The organism is Rhizobium sp. 10N427, assembly GCF_056394605.1.
The window spans coordinates 250,819-265,203 of record NZ_JBFTID010000007.1 but is presented as its reverse complement, the minus strand read 5'-3'; the positions used below and the strand labels follow the sequence as shown (position 1 = coordinate 265,203).

The window sequence follows — 14,385 nt, the reverse complement described above, 5'->3', positions numbered from 1 at the left end:
CTTTAGCGCATGACCGATCTGAAGCCGCTTCTGGCCAAGGCCGCAAGCCGCGAGCCCCTGACACGCGACGAGGCTTGCCAGGCCTTCGACATCCTGATGTCGGGCCACGCGACGCCCTCGCAGATCGGCGGCTTCCTGATGGCGTTGCGCGTGCGCGGCGAGACGGTCGATGAGATCGTCGGCGCCGCCACGACGATGCGTTCGAAGATGCTGCGCGTCGAAGCGCCCGCCGATGCCATCGATATCGTCGGCACCGGTGGCGACGGCAGCGGCACCTACAACATCTCGACACTGGCGGCGTTGATCGTCGCCGGCGCCGGCGTCCCGGTTGCCAAGCATGGCAATCGTGCTCTGAGTTCCAAGTCTGGCGCGTCGGACAGTCTGGCCGCTCTCGGCGTCAAGCTGGAGATTTCGCCGGAAGTGATTTCGCGCTGCATCGCTGAAGCCGGCGTCGGCTTCATGTTCGCGCAGCAGCATCATTCGGCCATGCGTCACGTTGGACCCTCGCGCGTCGAACTCGGCACGCGCACGATCTTCAATCTGCTCGGCCCGCTGACCAACCCCGCGGGCGTCCGCCGCCAGTTGCTGGGCGTCTTTGCCGAGCAATGGGTGCTGCCGCTGGCCGAAGTCATGCGTGATCTCGGCTCCGAAAGCGTCTGGGTCGTCCATGGCGATGGTCTCGATGAAATTACCACGACCGGCAAGACCACTGTGGCCGCGCTTGAGAATGGCAAGATCCGCAGCTTCGAACTGTCACCTGCCGATTTCGGTGTCTCGCCCTGCACGCTCTCTGCCCTGAAGGGCGGGGATGGTGTCGTCAATGCTGCGGCACTCCGCGACGTCCTCGGCGGTGCCAGGAATGCCTACCGCGACATCGCGCTCGCCAATGCCGCCGCCTCGCTCGTCGTCGCCGGCAAGGCCGAGACGATCGCCAAGGGTATGACGCTGGCAAAGGAATCGCTCGATAGCGGCGCAACCGCGGCCGCGCTCGACAAACTCATCGCCGTTTCCAACGACATCGACTAGGATCGACCGATGACCGATATCCTGAAGAAGATCGAGACTTACAAGCGCGAGGAAATCGCCGCCGCCAAGGCCAAGGTCTCGCTCGCCGATCTCAAGGCAATGCAGGCAGGCCAATCGGCGCCGCGCGGCTTTCACAAGGCGCTGGTCGCCAAGCGCGATGCAGGGCTCTACGGACTGATCGCCGAGATCAAGAAGGCAAGCCCGTCCAAGGGCCTCATCCGCCCGGATTTCGATCCGCCGGCCCTGGCAAAGGCCTATGAGGACGGTGGGGCTGCCTGCCTGTCCGTGCTGACGGATACGCCAAGCTTTCAGGGCGCACCGGAATTCCTGACAGCGGCGCGTGCTGCCTGCGCGCTACCGGCGCTGCGCAAGGATTTCATGTTCGAGACCTATCAGGTCCACGAAGCCCGCGCCTGGGGCGCCGACTGCATCCTGCTGATCATGGCCTCGCTGACGGACAGCGATGCGGAGCGCCTACAGGACGAAGCCTTTGCGCTCGGTATGGATGTCCTGGTCGAGGTCCACGACGAAGAGGAAACCGAGCGGGCGCTGAAGCTCTCGTCGCCGCTCCTCGGGATCAACAACCGCAATCTGCGCACATTCGAAGTCAGCCTGACCGTCAGCGAGAAGCTTTCGGCGATGGTGCCTTCAGACAAGCTGCTGGTCGGCGAGAGCGGTATCTTCACCAATGCTGATTGCAGGCGCCTTCAGGCCTTCAACATCAATACCTTCCTCGTCGGCGAAAGCCTGATGCGCAAGGATGACGTTACGGCGGCCACCCGCGCGCTTCTCTTCGGCGAAGCGGCAATCGCGGCTGAATGACATGAGCGGCGCCAAGCCCGGCCTTACCCACATCGATGCCGCCGGTGAGGCGCATATGGTCGATGTCAGCGGCAAGGCCGAGACCGTGCGCATTGCCACTGCCGAAGGCTATATCCGGATGTCCCAGGAAACTCTGGCGCTGATCCGCGACGGCAATGCCAGGAAGGGCGACGTCATCGGTACGGCCCGGCTGGCAGGCATCATGGCGGCCAAGCAGACGGCAAACCTCATTCCGCTCTGCCATCCGCTGATGCTGACCAAGGTCAGTGTCGATATCACCGAAGATGCAGCGCTTCCGGGCCTCAGGGTCACGGCGACGGCGAAGCTGACCGGCAAGACCGGAGTCGAAATGGAGGCGCTGACCGCCGTGTCGGTCGCCTGCCTGACGATCTACGACATGGCGAAGGCCGCTGACAAGGCGATGGAAATCGGCGGCGTCAGGCTGCTGGAAAAGTCGGGCGGCAAGTCCGGCGATTTCCGTCACCCGGAGGCGCAATCATGAGCCTGCTGCCGGTCGAGGAGGCGCAGGCGCGTCTGCTGGGCAGCGCCTCGCCGATCGCCGATGCGCAGACCGTGCCGCTCGCCGCCGCAGATGGGCGCGTGCTGGCGGGCGATCTTGCTGCACGGCTGACGCAGCCCCCCTTCAACTCTTCCGCCATGGACGGCTATGCGCTTCGCCGAGCGGATGCGCCCGAGCCGGGTGCCGAACTTCGCGTCATCGGCACTTCGTCGGCCGGGCATGCATTCGACGGCGCGATTGGTGATGGCGAAGCCGTCCGCATCTTCACCGGTGCCCCTGTGCCTGATAGTGCCGACAGCGTTTTGCTTCAGGAGGACGCCGAAAAGATCGATGGCGGCATCCGCACCAAGTTTCCGGTTCGCGAAAACCAGCATATCCGCCCGCGGGGGCAGGATTTCCGTGTCGGCGAAACGGTGCTCACCTCGGGCACTGTCATGGATTTCACGCGGCTGACGGTCGCGGCCGGCATGAACCATGCGGAAATCCCGGTTCTGCGCAAGCCGCTGGTGGCGATCCTTGCAACGGGCGATGAACTGCTGGCACCCGGCGGCATGCCCGGCCCTTCGCAGATCGTTGCGTCAAGCGGCTTCGGCATTGCCGCGCTCGTCCGCAATGCCGGTGGCGAGGTGCTCGATCTCGGCATCGTGCCGGATGATAGCACAGCCATCACCGAAGCGGTACGCAGGGCCGAAGGCGCCGGCGCCGATGTCATCGTCACGCTTGGCGGCGCATCGGTCGGCGATCACGACCTCGTGCAGGCAACGCTGATAGCGGCAGGCATGCAGCTCGATTTCTGGCGTATCGCCATGCGTCCCGGTAAGCCGCTGATGGTCGGAAGTCTCGGCCGGATCCATGTTCTCGGTCTGCCCGGAAATCCGGTCTCAAGCCTGGTCTGCGCCCTGCTATTCCTCGAACCACTGCTGCGCAAGCTCGCCTCACTGCCGCCGGTGAAACGCGAGGCGATTGTCGAGGCCGCGGTCGATCTCGCGGCCAACGATCACCGGCAGGATTATGTTCGGGCCAGCTTTGAGGTGTTACCGGATGGTGTGCGCCGTGCGCGGCCGTTCGGCAAGCAGGATTCGTCGATGATGAAAATCTTCGCGCAGGCCGATTGCCTGATCATCCGGCCGCCGAATGCGCCCGCCCTTGAGGCCGGCGCGCCCTGCCCCGTCATGCTGCTGCGGCCGGCGCTTCTGCCCTGACCCGGCTGGCTTTCACGCCGATCCAGAAGCAGCTCTGCGCCAACAGGCTGGCGCCGAGAATGACGCTCGCTGCGGCAAAGCCCGGATCGCCGCCAATGCCTGCCAGCGCCGTACAGACGGCTCCAACGGCCATCTGCGTGGCTCCATAGAGTCCCGAGGCTGAGCCGGTGACCTTCGGATTGACGCTGACGGCAAGCGTCAGCGCATTCGGCGACGCCACCCCAGCCCCGATCGTATAAACCATGATCGCCGCCATCATCGGCAGCAGGCCGAGCTCGCCGGTTGCCGCCAGCCCGAAGAAGGCGATTGCAGCCACTATGCTGACGAGATTGGAAACGAGCATCAGCGGCCTCATGGCAATCCTGCCGATCAGCCGCGTGGCGATCATGCTGCCGATCCAATAGCCGAAGATCAGCAGCGCGAGGCAGATGCCGACCTCGGTCGCCGGCCGGTGCAATTCGTTGATGACGATGAATGGTGCGGCAGCGGTGAAGGCATACATCGATGTCGTAGCGCAGCCGCCGCCAATGGCGTAACCGACGAAGGCGGGCGAGCGAAGCAGAGCGAGATAATCGCGGCTCAGCGATTTCATCGATGCTTCCGCATTGCGCCTGCCGGTTTCCGGCACCATCTTCCAGGTCATCAGCATGTTGAGAACGCCGAGCGCGCATAAAGCGACGAAGATCGACCGCCAGCCGAGTGTCGCGGCCAGCGCCCCGCCGGCGATCGGCGCCAGGCCGGGACCGACGGTGACCATCAGGTTCATCACCGCCAGCCGTTTTGCCGTGTCGTCAGCCGTCGACGTGTCCCGGACGATGGCTCTGGCGATCACCAGTCCGGCACATCCGCCAAGCGCCTGAAACAGCCGCGCAACGATCAACGCGTGGACCCCGGGTGCAAACAGCGCGGCGAACCCCGCCAGCGTGTAAAGCACCAGCCCGCTCATCAGCACGGGCCGCCGTCCATAGCGATCGGAAAGCGGTCCGTAGATCAACTGGCCGACGGCAAGGCCGAAAATATAGAGACTGACTGTCATCTGCATCTCGCCGATGCTCGCCCCAAGATCTGTGGCGGCTGCAGGCAAGGCAGGCACGAAAATATGCATGGCAAGCGTGCCGCTGAAGGTAACCAGCGCCAGAAGCCAGACGGGAACGGTCTTGCGGGCAGTCAGCGGTTCGGCGCCGGCCATGCGGCCAGGATGGGAATTCACGGTGTCGGCTCCTCGCCGTTGCGGGAAAAGATGCTCGAAATATGCTCGAGCACGCGGAAGGCCGTCTCGATGTCGGCCTTGGAGAGATCGGCGAGCGCCTCTTCGCGGACGCCCTGGGCGATGCGCTCGACATCGATCACGGTATGCCGCCCGGCCTCGGTCAGAACGATCGCCTTGGCGCGCCGGTCCTCGCCCTCCTGACGTTCGACGAGGCCAGCCGTTTCCAGATTGTCGATGAGCCGGACGACCGAGGAATTATCGAGCGAAAGTGATGCCGCGAGCGCTCTTTGATGCATCGGTGCCTCCGAGCGGGAGATCCGCAGCAGCGGCAGCCATGTGGCTTCCGTCAGACCGAAGGGCTGCAGCCGCTGGTCGGCAGCCCGGCGCCACAACCGCGCCGTCTGCGCCACCAACGCACCGAAGGTGGCGGCAATCTTTTCGTGTTCTGGAGGCATGAAGCGATATCCGATGATATCACAATAAATGACATATCATCTATTTTTCCGCAAGGCTCATTGATGGCGATTTCCGCGCCGTCGATCGTCCCAAGGGGCGCAGCACACTGACCCGCAAGGCGGGTTTTCAGAAGGCGCCTGATGTCATGTAGAAGGCTGCGGCCCATGCAATGATTGCCAATAGTCCCAATCCGATAATCAATACCCGCATGAATATTTCTCTCGTTCTCGGCGGGGATTACGTAGAGTGACCCGTTTCAGATCAGTAGGATGCAGGTAAAAGCGATGCTTTCGCGCAAAGGTCGTGTCACGGCCGCGTCACGCGACACGCATGCCGTCTTATGGTTACTTGATGATGAGGCGTCCGATCCGCCTCCGAACCTTCAATTCTATACCCGCCGTCTTGGCGGGTGCCTGATGCAAGTCGGCGGACCTGCGAGGGCAAGGGCTCGCCTCCTGTTTCGCGTGGCGAGCCCGTTTCTTTCTGCAGCCGTGTTTCGAGGATTTCAGAGTAGAGCAATGCGTTCGATTAAAGATTCCGATCCCGATCTCGCCGTGTTCCTGCGGCTCCGCATGCAGGAGATCTTCCTGCGTCTGAAAAGCCAGGGCTGGACCGATGCCGATATCGGCGTTGCACTGGATGAGCTGGTTGTCCGCTTCGAGCGGAACGGCGAACCTGAGGATATGCGCTTCCGGCTCGCAATGTAGCCGTTGCAGCGCTCGCCTTTGCAAAACCGGAGTGATATCAAGGCTGCCATCATATAACGGCGCATCGGCTGGTCCGGTGCGCGTCTGCAATGGAGGCATGCATGTCGGTTGATAAGGTAGCACTGGTGACGGCGGGCGGTAGCGGCATGGGTGCTGCGGCTGCAAAACGCCTGGCTAAGGACGGCTACAAGGTAGCGATCCTGTCTTCGTCGGGAAAAGGCGAAGAACTCGCCCGGGAACTCGGCGGTTTCGGCGTCACCGGCTCGAACCAGTCGAACGACGATCTCCGCAAGCTGGTCGATCGTGCCGTCTCCGAATGGGGCCGCATCGACGTCCTCGTCAACAGCGCCGGCCACGGCCCGCGCGCGCCGATCCTCGAGATTACCGATGAAGATTGGCATCGCGGCATGGACGTCTACCTGATGAACGTCATCCGCCCGGCGCGCCTCGTCACGCCGCACATGCAGAAGCAGAAATCCGGCGCCATCATCAACATCTCCACCGCCTGGGCCTTCGAGCCGAGCGCGATGTTCCCGACCTCGGCAGTCTTCCGCGCCGGTCTCGCCTCCTTCACGAAGATCTTCGCCGAGACCTATGCCGGTGACAACGTCCGCATGAACAACGTGCTGCCCGGCTGGATCGACAGCCTGCCTGCGACGGAAGAGCGCCGCGACAGCGTGCCGATGAAGCGTTACGGCACGAGCGAGGAAATCGCCGCCACCATCGCCTTCCTGGCCTCCGACGGCGCTGCCTATATCACCGGCCAGAACCTGCGCGTCGACGGCGGCCTGACGCGAGCCGTGTGAGTTTGCCGAGCGGCGCCCACGGGCGCCGTTCACTTCGCGAGGGTGTAGATACCGCCGCTCGCCTCGCCTTCCCCGAAATCCGCAACCCTGTATTCAGCGACCGCAGTCAGCCTGCTGCGTGGCAGCGTCTTGCGTCCGGGATCGCCGATTAGCACCGAAATGCCCGCCGCCCTGCAGCGCTGCAGGAAGGGCAGCGTCCTGCGCGCAAGGTTGTGATTGTAGAACAGATCACCGGCAAGGATGAGATCGGCCGAAGGTGGCGGGTCCCCGAGAATATCAGCCTGGAGGACATCGATCGCGACGCCGTTTGCCTGCGCGTTGAGCGCTGTCGCGGCAACCGCATAGCGGTCGGTATCAATGGCGGTCACATGAGCCGCGCCGCTCTTCGCCGCCGCTATGGCAACGATGCCGGAGCCGCAGCCGAGATCGATCACCGTGCGGCCGCTGACGACGTCTGGATTGTCGAGAATATGGCGGGCCAGTGCGCTGCCGCCGGCCCAATGATAGGCCCAGTACGGCGGCTCGCCGCCGCCGCCCGGCAGGCGGCCGAGACGGCTTGCCGGATGGGCGGCATAGAGAGAAATTTCAGGGACCGATGGCGCCGGGCGAAGCTCAAGATGGCGGCGTATGAACGCTTCCGCATCGTGAACCACCGCACCGGCCATCATCGTCATCGCTGCTGCCCACTATCGAGCGGCCGGGATGGCGTTGCCGCCAACTCAGCCCTGCTTCTTCTTGCTGAACTTGCCCTTCGGAGCGAAGCCGCCCTTGCTCTCGAATTTCTGGCCTTCGAACTTCGGCTTGCCCTCAAACTTGGGCTTGCCTTCGAACTTCTGGCCTTCCGCCCTTGGCTTGCCTTCGAATTTCGGCTTGCCGGGCTTCTTGCTCCAGGGCTTGTCGCTGCGCTCGCCACCGGCAGGCGCCTGCTCCGGGGAGAAGTCCTTCTTGAACTTCGCCTTCGGGCGGTCGTCGCGCACGGCGTCGTCGCGGCGTGCCTCGTAGGCCTTCTTGCCCGCAGGCCGGTCGTTCGCCGGGCGGCTGAAATCGGGTGTGCCGTTCAGGCGATTGACGCGAATGCCGCGTTCCATCGTCTTGTTCGGGCCAAGCGCCGCGAGAAAGGCCTCGGCATTGCCGGCGGCGATTTCGACAAAGGTCTCTTCCGGCTGCATCTTGATGGCGCCAATTTCGCGCTTCGTCAGGTTGCCGTTGCGGCAGATCATCGGGATCAGCCAGCGCGGTTCTGCATTCTGCTTGCGGCCGACCGAAAGCGAGAACCAGACGCTGGCGCCGAAATCGTCGCGCGGGCCCTTCTGGCTCGGCTCACGCGGACCATCGGCGTTGTCGCGGCGCTTGCGTGCACCGCCGTCGAGCGACACTTCGGTGATATCTTCAGGCGCAGACTGATTGGACCGGTAGAGCCGTACGAAAGCGGCGGCCAGCTTCTCGGCGCCATAGTTGGCGATCAGCTGATTGACGAGCGTCTGGTCGTCATCGGACTGCGCCTCGCTGAGGATCGGATCGGCAAGCAGCCGCTCGTCGTCACGCTGCATCACCTCTTCGGCAGACGGTGGGCGGGCCCAGGTCGGCGAAACGCCGGCACCGTCCAGAATGCGCTCGGCCTTGCGGCGGGCATTCAGCGGCACGATGATGGCGCTGACGCCCTTGCGCCCGGCGCGGCCCGTCCGGCCGCTGCGGTGAAGCAGCGTTTCGGAGTTGGTCGGCAGATCGGCATGGATGACGAGATCGAGGCCTGGCAGGTCGATGCCGCGGGCGGCAACGTCGGTCGCGATACAGACGCGGGCGCGTCCGTCGCGCATCGCCTGCAACGCGTGCGTCCGTTCGTTCTGCGTCAGTTCGCCGGAGAGTGCGACGACCGAGAAATTGCGATTGTTGAACCGCGCCGTCAGATGATTGACGGCTGCACGCGTCGAGCAGAAGACGATGGCATTCTTGGCATCGTAATAGCGCAGCACATTGACGATGGCGTTCTCGCGATCGGAGGGTGCAACAGCCAATGCACGATATTCGATATCGACATGCTGCTTTTCTTCCGACTGCGTCGAGATGCGAACCGCATCACGCTGGAAGCTCTTTGCGAGCTTGGCAATGGCAGCGGGCACCGTTGCCGAAAACATCAGCGTGCGACGGTCGTCAGGCGACGATTCGAGGATAAATTCCAGATCTTCGCGGAAGCCGAGATCGAGCATCTCGTCCGCCTCGTCGAGCACGACGGCCTTCAGCGACGAAATGTCGAGTGCCCGGCGGCGGATATGGTCGCAGAGACGGCCGGGCGTGCCGACGACGATATGAGCTCCGCGCTCCAGCGCCCGGCGCTCGCTGCGGATATCCATGCCGCCGACGCAGCTGACGATCAGCGCACCGGTCATTTCATAGAGCCATTCGAGCTCGCGCTTGACCTGCAGGGCGAGTTCGCGAGTCGGCGCGATGACCAGGGCCAGCGGTTCCGCTGCCGGCTCGAAGCGGTCGTCGTCCTGAAGCAGCGTCGGTGCCAGCGCCAGGCCAAATGCCACGGTCTTGCCGGAGCCGGTCTGGGCCGATACGAGGGCGTCCTTCGACGCAAGCGCCGGGTCGAGCATTGCCTGCTGAACCGGGGTCAACGCCGTATAGCCGCGCTTCGACAACGCCTTGGCGATCGCCGGAACGACGCCGTTAATCTCTGTCATGTGATCTGTCTTTCGGAATTTTCAGGCGCAAGCGCGCCTTGGCCGGGATCTGCCCGGCCGAACGGTTGGCGCGTTCCTATCCCTTTGCAGGCAAAAAGTCAAAGCGCCAGTTTCAGGCAGCCTGCTGCCGCCGCAACCAGACTTCGATACCGCCGGCCCGCCCGCGAATGCGCGTCTCGAATGGTCCATCGAGAATTCCACCCGCAGGCGGTGTGCCGCCCTGGGAGGCCGCATGCACCAGCGCTGCGCTGAAAGCGATCTCCGACCCGCGCCCGGCCGCCACTTCCATCAGCCGGCTGGCGACGTTGACGGTGTCGCCCGTCGCGGTGATCTGCTGGCGGTTACCCGTGCCGAGACGCGATGCGACGACGGGACCGCAATGCGCGCCGATCTTGAAGCCGACTTTGTGGCCGGACGGCAGCGTCGGGTTGGCCGCCAGCCAGGCGCGGGTGCGCTCCGCCAGAGACAGTGCGCAGGCCGCAGCACGCGCCGCATCGTCCGGCTGGGGCTCCGGCAGGCCGAAGAGGATCATCGCGCCATCGCCCATGAAGCTGGTTATGGCACCCTGGTGGGCACGCGCCTCTTCATCGACAAGCTCGAAGAAGCCGCTGAGAATCTCGCGGACGGCGACAGCGCCGACCGCTTCGCTCATGCCGGTAAAGCCCGAGAGATCGATGAACACGACGGCTGCGTTCTGGCGCACAGGATGGGAGAGGAAGGAAGGATCTCGGGCGAGCCACTCTCCCAGGCCAGGCGCTTCGATCCGCTGCAGCAATTCGCTCTGCGCGGCGAAAAGACGGGCGCGGCGGCGGTCGGTAAACAGCTGCGCGGCGCCGAAGATCAGAGCCGGTGGCAACGCGGCGGCAATCGGTAATGCCGCACTCAGCCAGTATCCCTGCCGGAATGCCGCGACATTGACGCCGGCCCAGGCGACGAACAACAGCGCGATCATCACGAAACCGATGACGCTGCGCCGCCAGGCAAGCAGACCGACGACTGCAAGCGGCAGGAGCACCGCAAGGGTCGCATCGAATCGGCGGACATTGTGGTCGCGGATGACGCTGTCCCCGGCGACCAGATGCGTGATCGCTGTCGACATCACTTCGACGCCAGGCAGAACCGGATCGAAGGGCGTCGGAAAGACATCGCCGCCGCCGGTGACCGTGGAGCCGATGACGACGACCTTGTCGGCCACCTCCTGTGCGGTGAGCTTGCCATCGAGCGCATCGGCGATGCTGACAGTCGGAATGGTGCCGCGGGGGCCGTAGAAGGTCAGCGGCAGGCGCTGCCCTGTGTCGGTCGGGATACGCGCGTCGGTAAAGGCGATCGCGCCGGGCTGGAATGCCGGATCGTGGCCTATCGCCAGAGACGCTGCCTTCAGCGGAAAGGACGGGTCGATACGCCCCTCGCCGCGCGACAGCAGCGGGATGAAGCGCGGTACGCCGGTCTGGTCCGTCGAGACATTGACGATGCCCGTTGCCGCGACATCGGCAAGCCGTTCCTGAGGCAGCAGCAGGCTCTCTGCGACGGGAATGGCCGCCAGCGGATCGTTTGCTTCGTTGCCGACGAACTGGACGCTTTGCGGGAACACTGCAGCACCAGCGATCACCGACGGAGCAAGCCGAAGCGCCGAAGCCAGCGCGCTATCGGCCGCATCGTTGCCGGGATCGACGAAGAGCAGATCGAGCGCGATGACTTTGGGCTTCAAGGCGGCAATAGCCGTCACGGCCTTGGCCAGCGTCGCGCGGTCGAGCGGATAGCCATGAGCCGCAGCCGTCCGGTCGTCGATCGCCGCGATGGTAACGACGGGTGGCGGCGTTCTCCTGCCGATCAGCGTGCTCTTGAGATCGGTCAGCGAGGCTTCGGGACGATCGAGAACCGTTGCGCCGCCGCCAAGATGCGCCGAGCCGAGGAACGCGCCCCAGATCGCGGACAGAAGCAGCGCGGCGGTCACAAGAACATTCTGACGGGGCATGGGATCCTACTGGCCGAGGCGGGCAAGCAGTGCCGCGGCGCGCGCCTGCGGCCAGCGGCGAACTTCGAGCGCGCTGCTGCCAGCGCGAACATCGACGCCCTCGCCCGGACGAAGAACGACGGAATCGCCCTGCGGGCGCCGCACGGCAACCGCGCCGCGCACGACCAGCACCGAGGTCTGTCCGCCACCGACATCGACAGCCCATTGCGTGCCGCGGACAGCCGCAATCGCCTGTGGCGTTACCACTTGAAAGCCACCCGTATGCCGGCTGCTGTCGACATCGACGAGGATCGCCTTGCGCCGCAGCGATGCGCTGTCGGGACTGCCGTCGCCATTCCGGTCGTTAAGATTGAATCCGGCACCAGCTTCAGCGGTGACTGTCACGCCGCCTGGGCAGCGCAGGATCCGGCGTCCGCCATCGGCGTTCTGCAGCGCGCAGCCGCTCGTCTGCGCCACTGCGACGACCGGCAGCGCGAGCAATATGCATGCAGCAGCCGATCCGCGAAGGATTGTTGAAACCAAGCCCATGATACGTCCCCATATGACTTTCGGCCAATCCTGAGATGCGCAGTCGCTGCGCAGGCGATCGGCCCGTTTCCCGGCTCGCCATCATAAAACAAAAGCTTGATCCCGTATGCAGAAAAGCGCCGCCGCTGGCAAGCGTTAGCCGCCGGCCACCAAGGCCGGGCCACAATAGCGCGCCCGCGGGCGGATCAGATGGCCGTCTTCGACCTGCTCCATCGCATGGGCAAGCCAGCCGCACGTGCGCGCCAGAGCGAAGATCACCATCGGCGCCTCGCCGGGCAGTGCAAAGCTCTCCGCCATCGCTGTCAGGGCGAAATCGACATTCGCCCTCTCACCTGTCGCCGCTTCGCCTGCCTTCCTGATCTCCTCAAACAGGCGCGGCATTTCGAAATGTTGAAGAAGCGCCGATGCCCTTATGTCACCATCCGGATACAGGGGATGACCGAAAGCCGGAAGCGGATTGCCCTGAGAGAGAACGCGGCGCACAGCCTCTTCGGCGCCAGCGTGTCTCGCCATGTCCGCGAGCGCGGAAACACCCTGCCACGCGCCGCCGTGCAACGGGCCGGTCAGTGCCGAGAGGCCTGAAAGCACCGCGGCCGAAAGAGACGCCCCCGAAGAGGCCGTGACCCGCGAGGCAAATGTCGATGCATTGAGCTCATGGTCCGCAAGAAGCACAAGTGCCCGGCGCAGACAGTCGGCAGCCTCCGGCCTGCCCCAGGCATTGGCGAGACGGATATGGACAAAATCGCCGCGGCCGGGCGCGAGCGCGGCGCTGACACAGCTGAAAACCGAGATCGCTTCGCTGCGCAGCACCGAACGTGAACGCCCGAGGCTTGGAAGATCCCGCGTCACTCTGCCGGCAAGCGCCAGGAATGCGTTGCGGATGACAGGCGGGCCGCCTTCGATGACCTCACCCGCAAGCTCGACGGCAGGCGCATCCCAAAGAACGGCCGCGGCCGCTTCCAGCGTTGCCGAGGCCGACAGCGAAACTGCATCGCGGCCGCGGTAGTAAAGCCTGCCGTCGATGATTGTCGAAACGGCGGATGGCAGGACCGGATCGCCCCACTGGATCGCCTCGGCCGCAACAGTCTCGCTCTTGCGGCGCCCGGCATGGCGTTCGGCCAGCCGGGCGACGTCGGCGGTGTGATAGAGGCTGCGCCGCGGATCGGCGGGATCGGCCTTGGCGCGAATGCGGCCACGGCTGACATTGGCATAGAGCGTCTGCGGTTTGGTGCCGAGTTGCGTCAGCGCCTCCTCTGCCGTCAGCCAGGACATGTGAACCTCATATTGATCAATTGCATCAAGATTGACGTCAACTAATCTAAGCCCGATCCTTTATCGGGTAAAGGAGAAACACTGATGAAGAATGGTCTTGAAGATGTCGTCGCAGCAGAAACGCAGCTCTCGGATGTAGATGGCGAAGCCGGCCGGCTGATCATCCGCGGCGTCTCGCTGGATGATCTCGTCGCCGACAGCACCTACGAGCGCACCGCGACTTTGCTGCTCGATGGCCTGATGCCCGAAGCGCTCGATGAAGCCTCCCTGACGCGGCGTCTCGGCGAAGCACGCGCCGATATATTCCGCCATGTCGAAGCGGTCGACGCCACGATCATGGCGCTGCCGCCCGTCGACGCCATGCGCGCCCTGATCGCCCGTCTGCCCGATGGCGAAGGCAGCGCTGTCGCCATCCGCCTGATGGCTGCATCCGCCGTATTCCTCCCTGCAGTTCTGCGGCTGCAGCAAGGCCGGACCCCGATAGCGCCGGATCAAAAGCTTTCCCAGTCGGCCGACATCCTGCGGATGCTCAACGACACGCCTCCGAGTGGTGAACAGACATCGGCCCTCGACGCCTATCTGGTCACCATCTCCGACCATGGCCTGAATGCCTCGACCTTCGCCTCGCGCGTCATCGCCTCGACCCAGGCCGGTCTCACTTCCTCCGTGCTCGCCGCAATCAGCGCTCTCAAGGGTCCGCTGCACGGCGGCGCGCCGGGGCCGGTGCTGGATATGCTCGACGCCATCGGCCAGGCCGACAACGCCAAGGCATGGCTTGGCAATGCGCTCGACAAGGGCGAACGGTTGATGGGATTCGGCCATCGCATCTACCGCGTCCGCGACCCCCGTGCCGACGCCCTGAAAAACGCGCTGAAACCGCTGACGGCGACCGGACAGGTTGATGGCGCCCGCGTGACGCTGGCCGAGGCGGTCGAGCGCGCGGCGCTCTCGATCCTCAAGCAGCGCAAGCCGGATCGTCCGCTGGACGTCAATGTCGAGTTCTACACGGCGCTGCTCCTGGAAACATTGGGCTTCCCGCGCGAAGCCTTCACCGGCGTCTTCGCCATTGGCCGGACGGTCGGCTGGATTGCCCATGCGCGCGAGCAGGCGCTGCAGGGGCGGCTTATCAGGCCGCGCTCGGTCTATGTCGGTCCCTTGCCGAAAGCGGCGTAAGACA

The 14,385-nt window shown here is 64.5% G+C and carries 14 protein-coding genes; 7 read left to right on the top strand and 7 right to left on the bottom strand.

Features of this window, described 5'->3' with window-relative positions; genetic code table 11:
• Positions 1-9 precede the first annotated feature (9 nt).
• Genes trpD through AC1DIJ_RS17570 form a run of 4 tightly spaced genes read left to right on the top strand, consistent with a single transcriptional unit; the run spans position 10 to position 3,570 of the window.
• Positions 10-1,026 carry an anthranilate phosphoribosyltransferase gene (trpD, locus tag AC1DIJ_RS17585; protein ID WP_112387373.1) on the top strand — a complete coding sequence of 339 codons (1,017 nt, stop codon included), beginning with the start codon at positions 10-12 and terminating at the stop codon, positions 1,024-1,026.
• A gap of 9 nt (positions 1,027-1,035) precedes the next feature.
• Complete coding sequence (trpC, locus tag AC1DIJ_RS17580) at positions 1,036-1,848, top strand: indole-3-glycerol phosphate synthase TrpC (protein ID WP_112387372.1); 813 nt, start codon at positions 1,036-1,038, stop codon at positions 1,846-1,848.
• 1 nt (position 1,849) lies between these two features.
• Positions 1,850-2,350 carry a cyclic pyranopterin monophosphate synthase MoaC gene (gene moaC / locus AC1DIJ_RS17575; protein ID WP_112387371.1) on the top strand — a complete coding sequence of 167 codons (501 nt, stop codon included), beginning with the start codon at positions 1,850-1,852 and terminating at the stop codon, positions 2,348-2,350.
• Positions 2,347-3,570, top strand: a complete 1,224-nt coding sequence (locus tag AC1DIJ_RS17570; protein WP_112387370.1) for a molybdopterin molybdotransferase MoeA — start codon at positions 2,347-2,349, stop codon at positions 3,568-3,570. Before moaC ends, AC1DIJ_RS17570 begins: the two co-directional genes overlap by 4 nt.
• Here the strand turns inward: AC1DIJ_RS17570 and AC1DIJ_RS17565 are convergent.
• Both AC1DIJ_RS17565 and AC1DIJ_RS17560 read right to left on the bottom strand, forming a co-directional pair.
• Positions 3,539-4,780, bottom strand: coding sequence for a multidrug effflux MFS transporter (locus AC1DIJ_RS17565; protein ID WP_477831493.1), 1,242 nt, complete (start codon positions 4,778-4,780; stop codon positions 3,539-3,541). The genes AC1DIJ_RS17570 and AC1DIJ_RS17565 overlap by 32 nt on opposite strands.
• Complete coding sequence (locus AC1DIJ_RS17560; protein WP_112387368.1) at positions 4,777-5,235, bottom strand: MarR family transcriptional regulator; 459 nt, start codon at positions 5,233-5,235, stop codon at positions 4,777-4,779. The genes AC1DIJ_RS17565 and AC1DIJ_RS17560 overlap by 4 nt, the downstream gene beginning before the upstream one ends.
• A gap of 519 nt (positions 5,236-5,754) precedes the next feature.
• On the opposite strand from AC1DIJ_RS17560, the gene AC1DIJ_RS17555 reads away from it, so the two are divergent.
• The gene (locus AC1DIJ_RS17555) at positions 5,755-5,943 is read left to right on the top strand and encodes a hypothetical protein (RefSeq protein ID WP_112387367.1); all 189 of its coding nucleotides are present in this window, start codon (positions 5,755-5,757) and stop codon (positions 5,941-5,943) included.
• Positions 5,944-6,044: 101 nt separating this feature from the next.
• Positions 6,045-6,749: an SDR family oxidoreductase gene (locus AC1DIJ_RS17550; protein ID WP_112387366.1), complete on the top strand. Its 705-nt coding sequence runs from the start codon at positions 6,045-6,047 to the stop codon at positions 6,747-6,749.
• 29 nt (positions 6,750-6,778) lie between these two features.
• On the opposite strand, the gene AC1DIJ_RS17545 is transcribed toward AC1DIJ_RS17550, so the two are convergent.
• The 5 genes from AC1DIJ_RS17545 to AC1DIJ_RS17525 form a co-directional block, all read right to left on the bottom strand.
• Entirely contained in the window at positions 6,779-7,423 is a 645-nt protein-coding gene (locus AC1DIJ_RS17545; protein ID WP_477831492.1) for a class I SAM-dependent methyltransferase, read from the bottom strand.
• A 45-nt stretch (positions 7,424-7,468) separates the two neighbouring features.
• A complete protein-coding gene (locus AC1DIJ_RS17540; protein ID WP_112387365.1) occupies positions 7,469-9,433 on the bottom strand; it encodes a DEAD/DEAH box helicase in 1,965 nt (654 codons plus the stop codon).
• A gap of 112 nt (positions 9,434-9,545) precedes the next feature.
• Positions 9,546-11,408, bottom strand: a complete 1,863-nt coding sequence (locus AC1DIJ_RS17535; RefSeq protein WP_112387364.1) for an adenylate/guanylate cyclase domain-containing protein — start codon at positions 11,406-11,408, stop codon at positions 9,546-9,548.
• A 6-nt stretch (positions 11,409-11,414) separates the two neighbouring features.
• Positions 11,415-11,936, bottom strand: coding sequence for a FecR domain-containing protein (locus AC1DIJ_RS17530; protein ID WP_112387363.1), 522 nt, complete (start codon positions 11,934-11,936; stop codon positions 11,415-11,417).
• 135 nt (positions 11,937-12,071) lie between these two features.
• On the bottom strand, positions 12,072-13,208 hold the full coding sequence (locus tag AC1DIJ_RS17525) for a citrate synthase (RefSeq protein WP_112387362.1): 1,137 nt from the start codon (positions 13,206-13,208) through the stop codon (positions 12,072-12,074).
• A gap of 84 nt (positions 13,209-13,292) precedes the next feature.
• On the opposite strand from AC1DIJ_RS17525, the gene AC1DIJ_RS17520 reads away from it, so the two are divergent.
• Positions 13,293-14,381 (top strand): citrate synthase/methylcitrate synthase, encoded by a 1,089-nt coding sequence (locus AC1DIJ_RS17520; protein WP_112387361.1) that lies wholly within the window; start codon positions 13,293-13,295, stop codon positions 14,379-14,381.
• Positions 14,382-14,385 lie beyond the last annotated feature (4 nt).

Coding starts and splice junctions, on each gene's coding strand:
- trpD (WP_112387373.1), top strand. CDS start 10: ATGACCGATCTGAAGCCGCTTCTGGCCAAGGCCGCAAGCCGCGAGCCC.
- trpC (WP_112387372.1), top strand. CDS start 1,036: ATGACCGATATCCTGAAGAAGATCGAGACTTACAAGCGCGAGGAAATC.
- moaC (WP_112387371.1), top strand. CDS start 1,850: ATGAGCGGCGCCAAGCCCGGCCTTACCCACATCGATGCCGCCGGTGAG.
- AC1DIJ_RS17570 (WP_112387370.1), top strand. CDS start 2,347: ATGAGCCTGCTGCCGGTCGAGGAGGCGCAGGCGCGTCTGCTGGGCAGC.
- AC1DIJ_RS17560 (WP_112387368.1), bottom strand. CDS start 5,235: ATGCCTCCAGAACACGAAAAGATTGCCGCCACCTTCGGTGCGTTGGTG.
- AC1DIJ_RS17555 (WP_112387367.1), top strand. CDS start 5,755: ATGCGTTCGATTAAAGATTCCGATCCCGATCTCGCCGTGTTCCTGCGG.
- AC1DIJ_RS17550 (WP_112387366.1), top strand. CDS start 6,045: ATGTCGGTTGATAAGGTAGCACTGGTGACGGCGGGCGGTAGCGGCATG.
- AC1DIJ_RS17545 (WP_477831492.1), bottom strand. CDS start 7,423: ATGACGATGATGGCCGGTGCGGTGGTTCACGATGCGGAAGCGTTCATA.
- AC1DIJ_RS17540 (WP_112387365.1), bottom strand. CDS start 9,433: ATGACAGAGATTAACGGCGTCGTTCCGGCGATCGCCAAGGCGTTGTCG.
- AC1DIJ_RS17535 (WP_112387364.1), bottom strand. CDS start 11,408: ATGCCCCGTCAGAATGTTCTTGTGACCGCCGCGCTGCTTCTGTCCGCG.
- AC1DIJ_RS17530 (WP_112387363.1), bottom strand. CDS start 11,936: ATGGGCTTGGTTTCAACAATCCTTCGCGGATCGGCTGCTGCATGCATA.
- AC1DIJ_RS17525 (WP_112387362.1), bottom strand. CDS start 13,208: ATGTCCTGGCTGACGGCAGAGGAGGCGCTGACGCAACTCGGCACCAAA.
- AC1DIJ_RS17520 (WP_112387361.1), top strand. CDS start 13,293: ATGAAGAATGGTCTTGAAGATGTCGTCGCAGCAGAAACGCAGCTCTCG.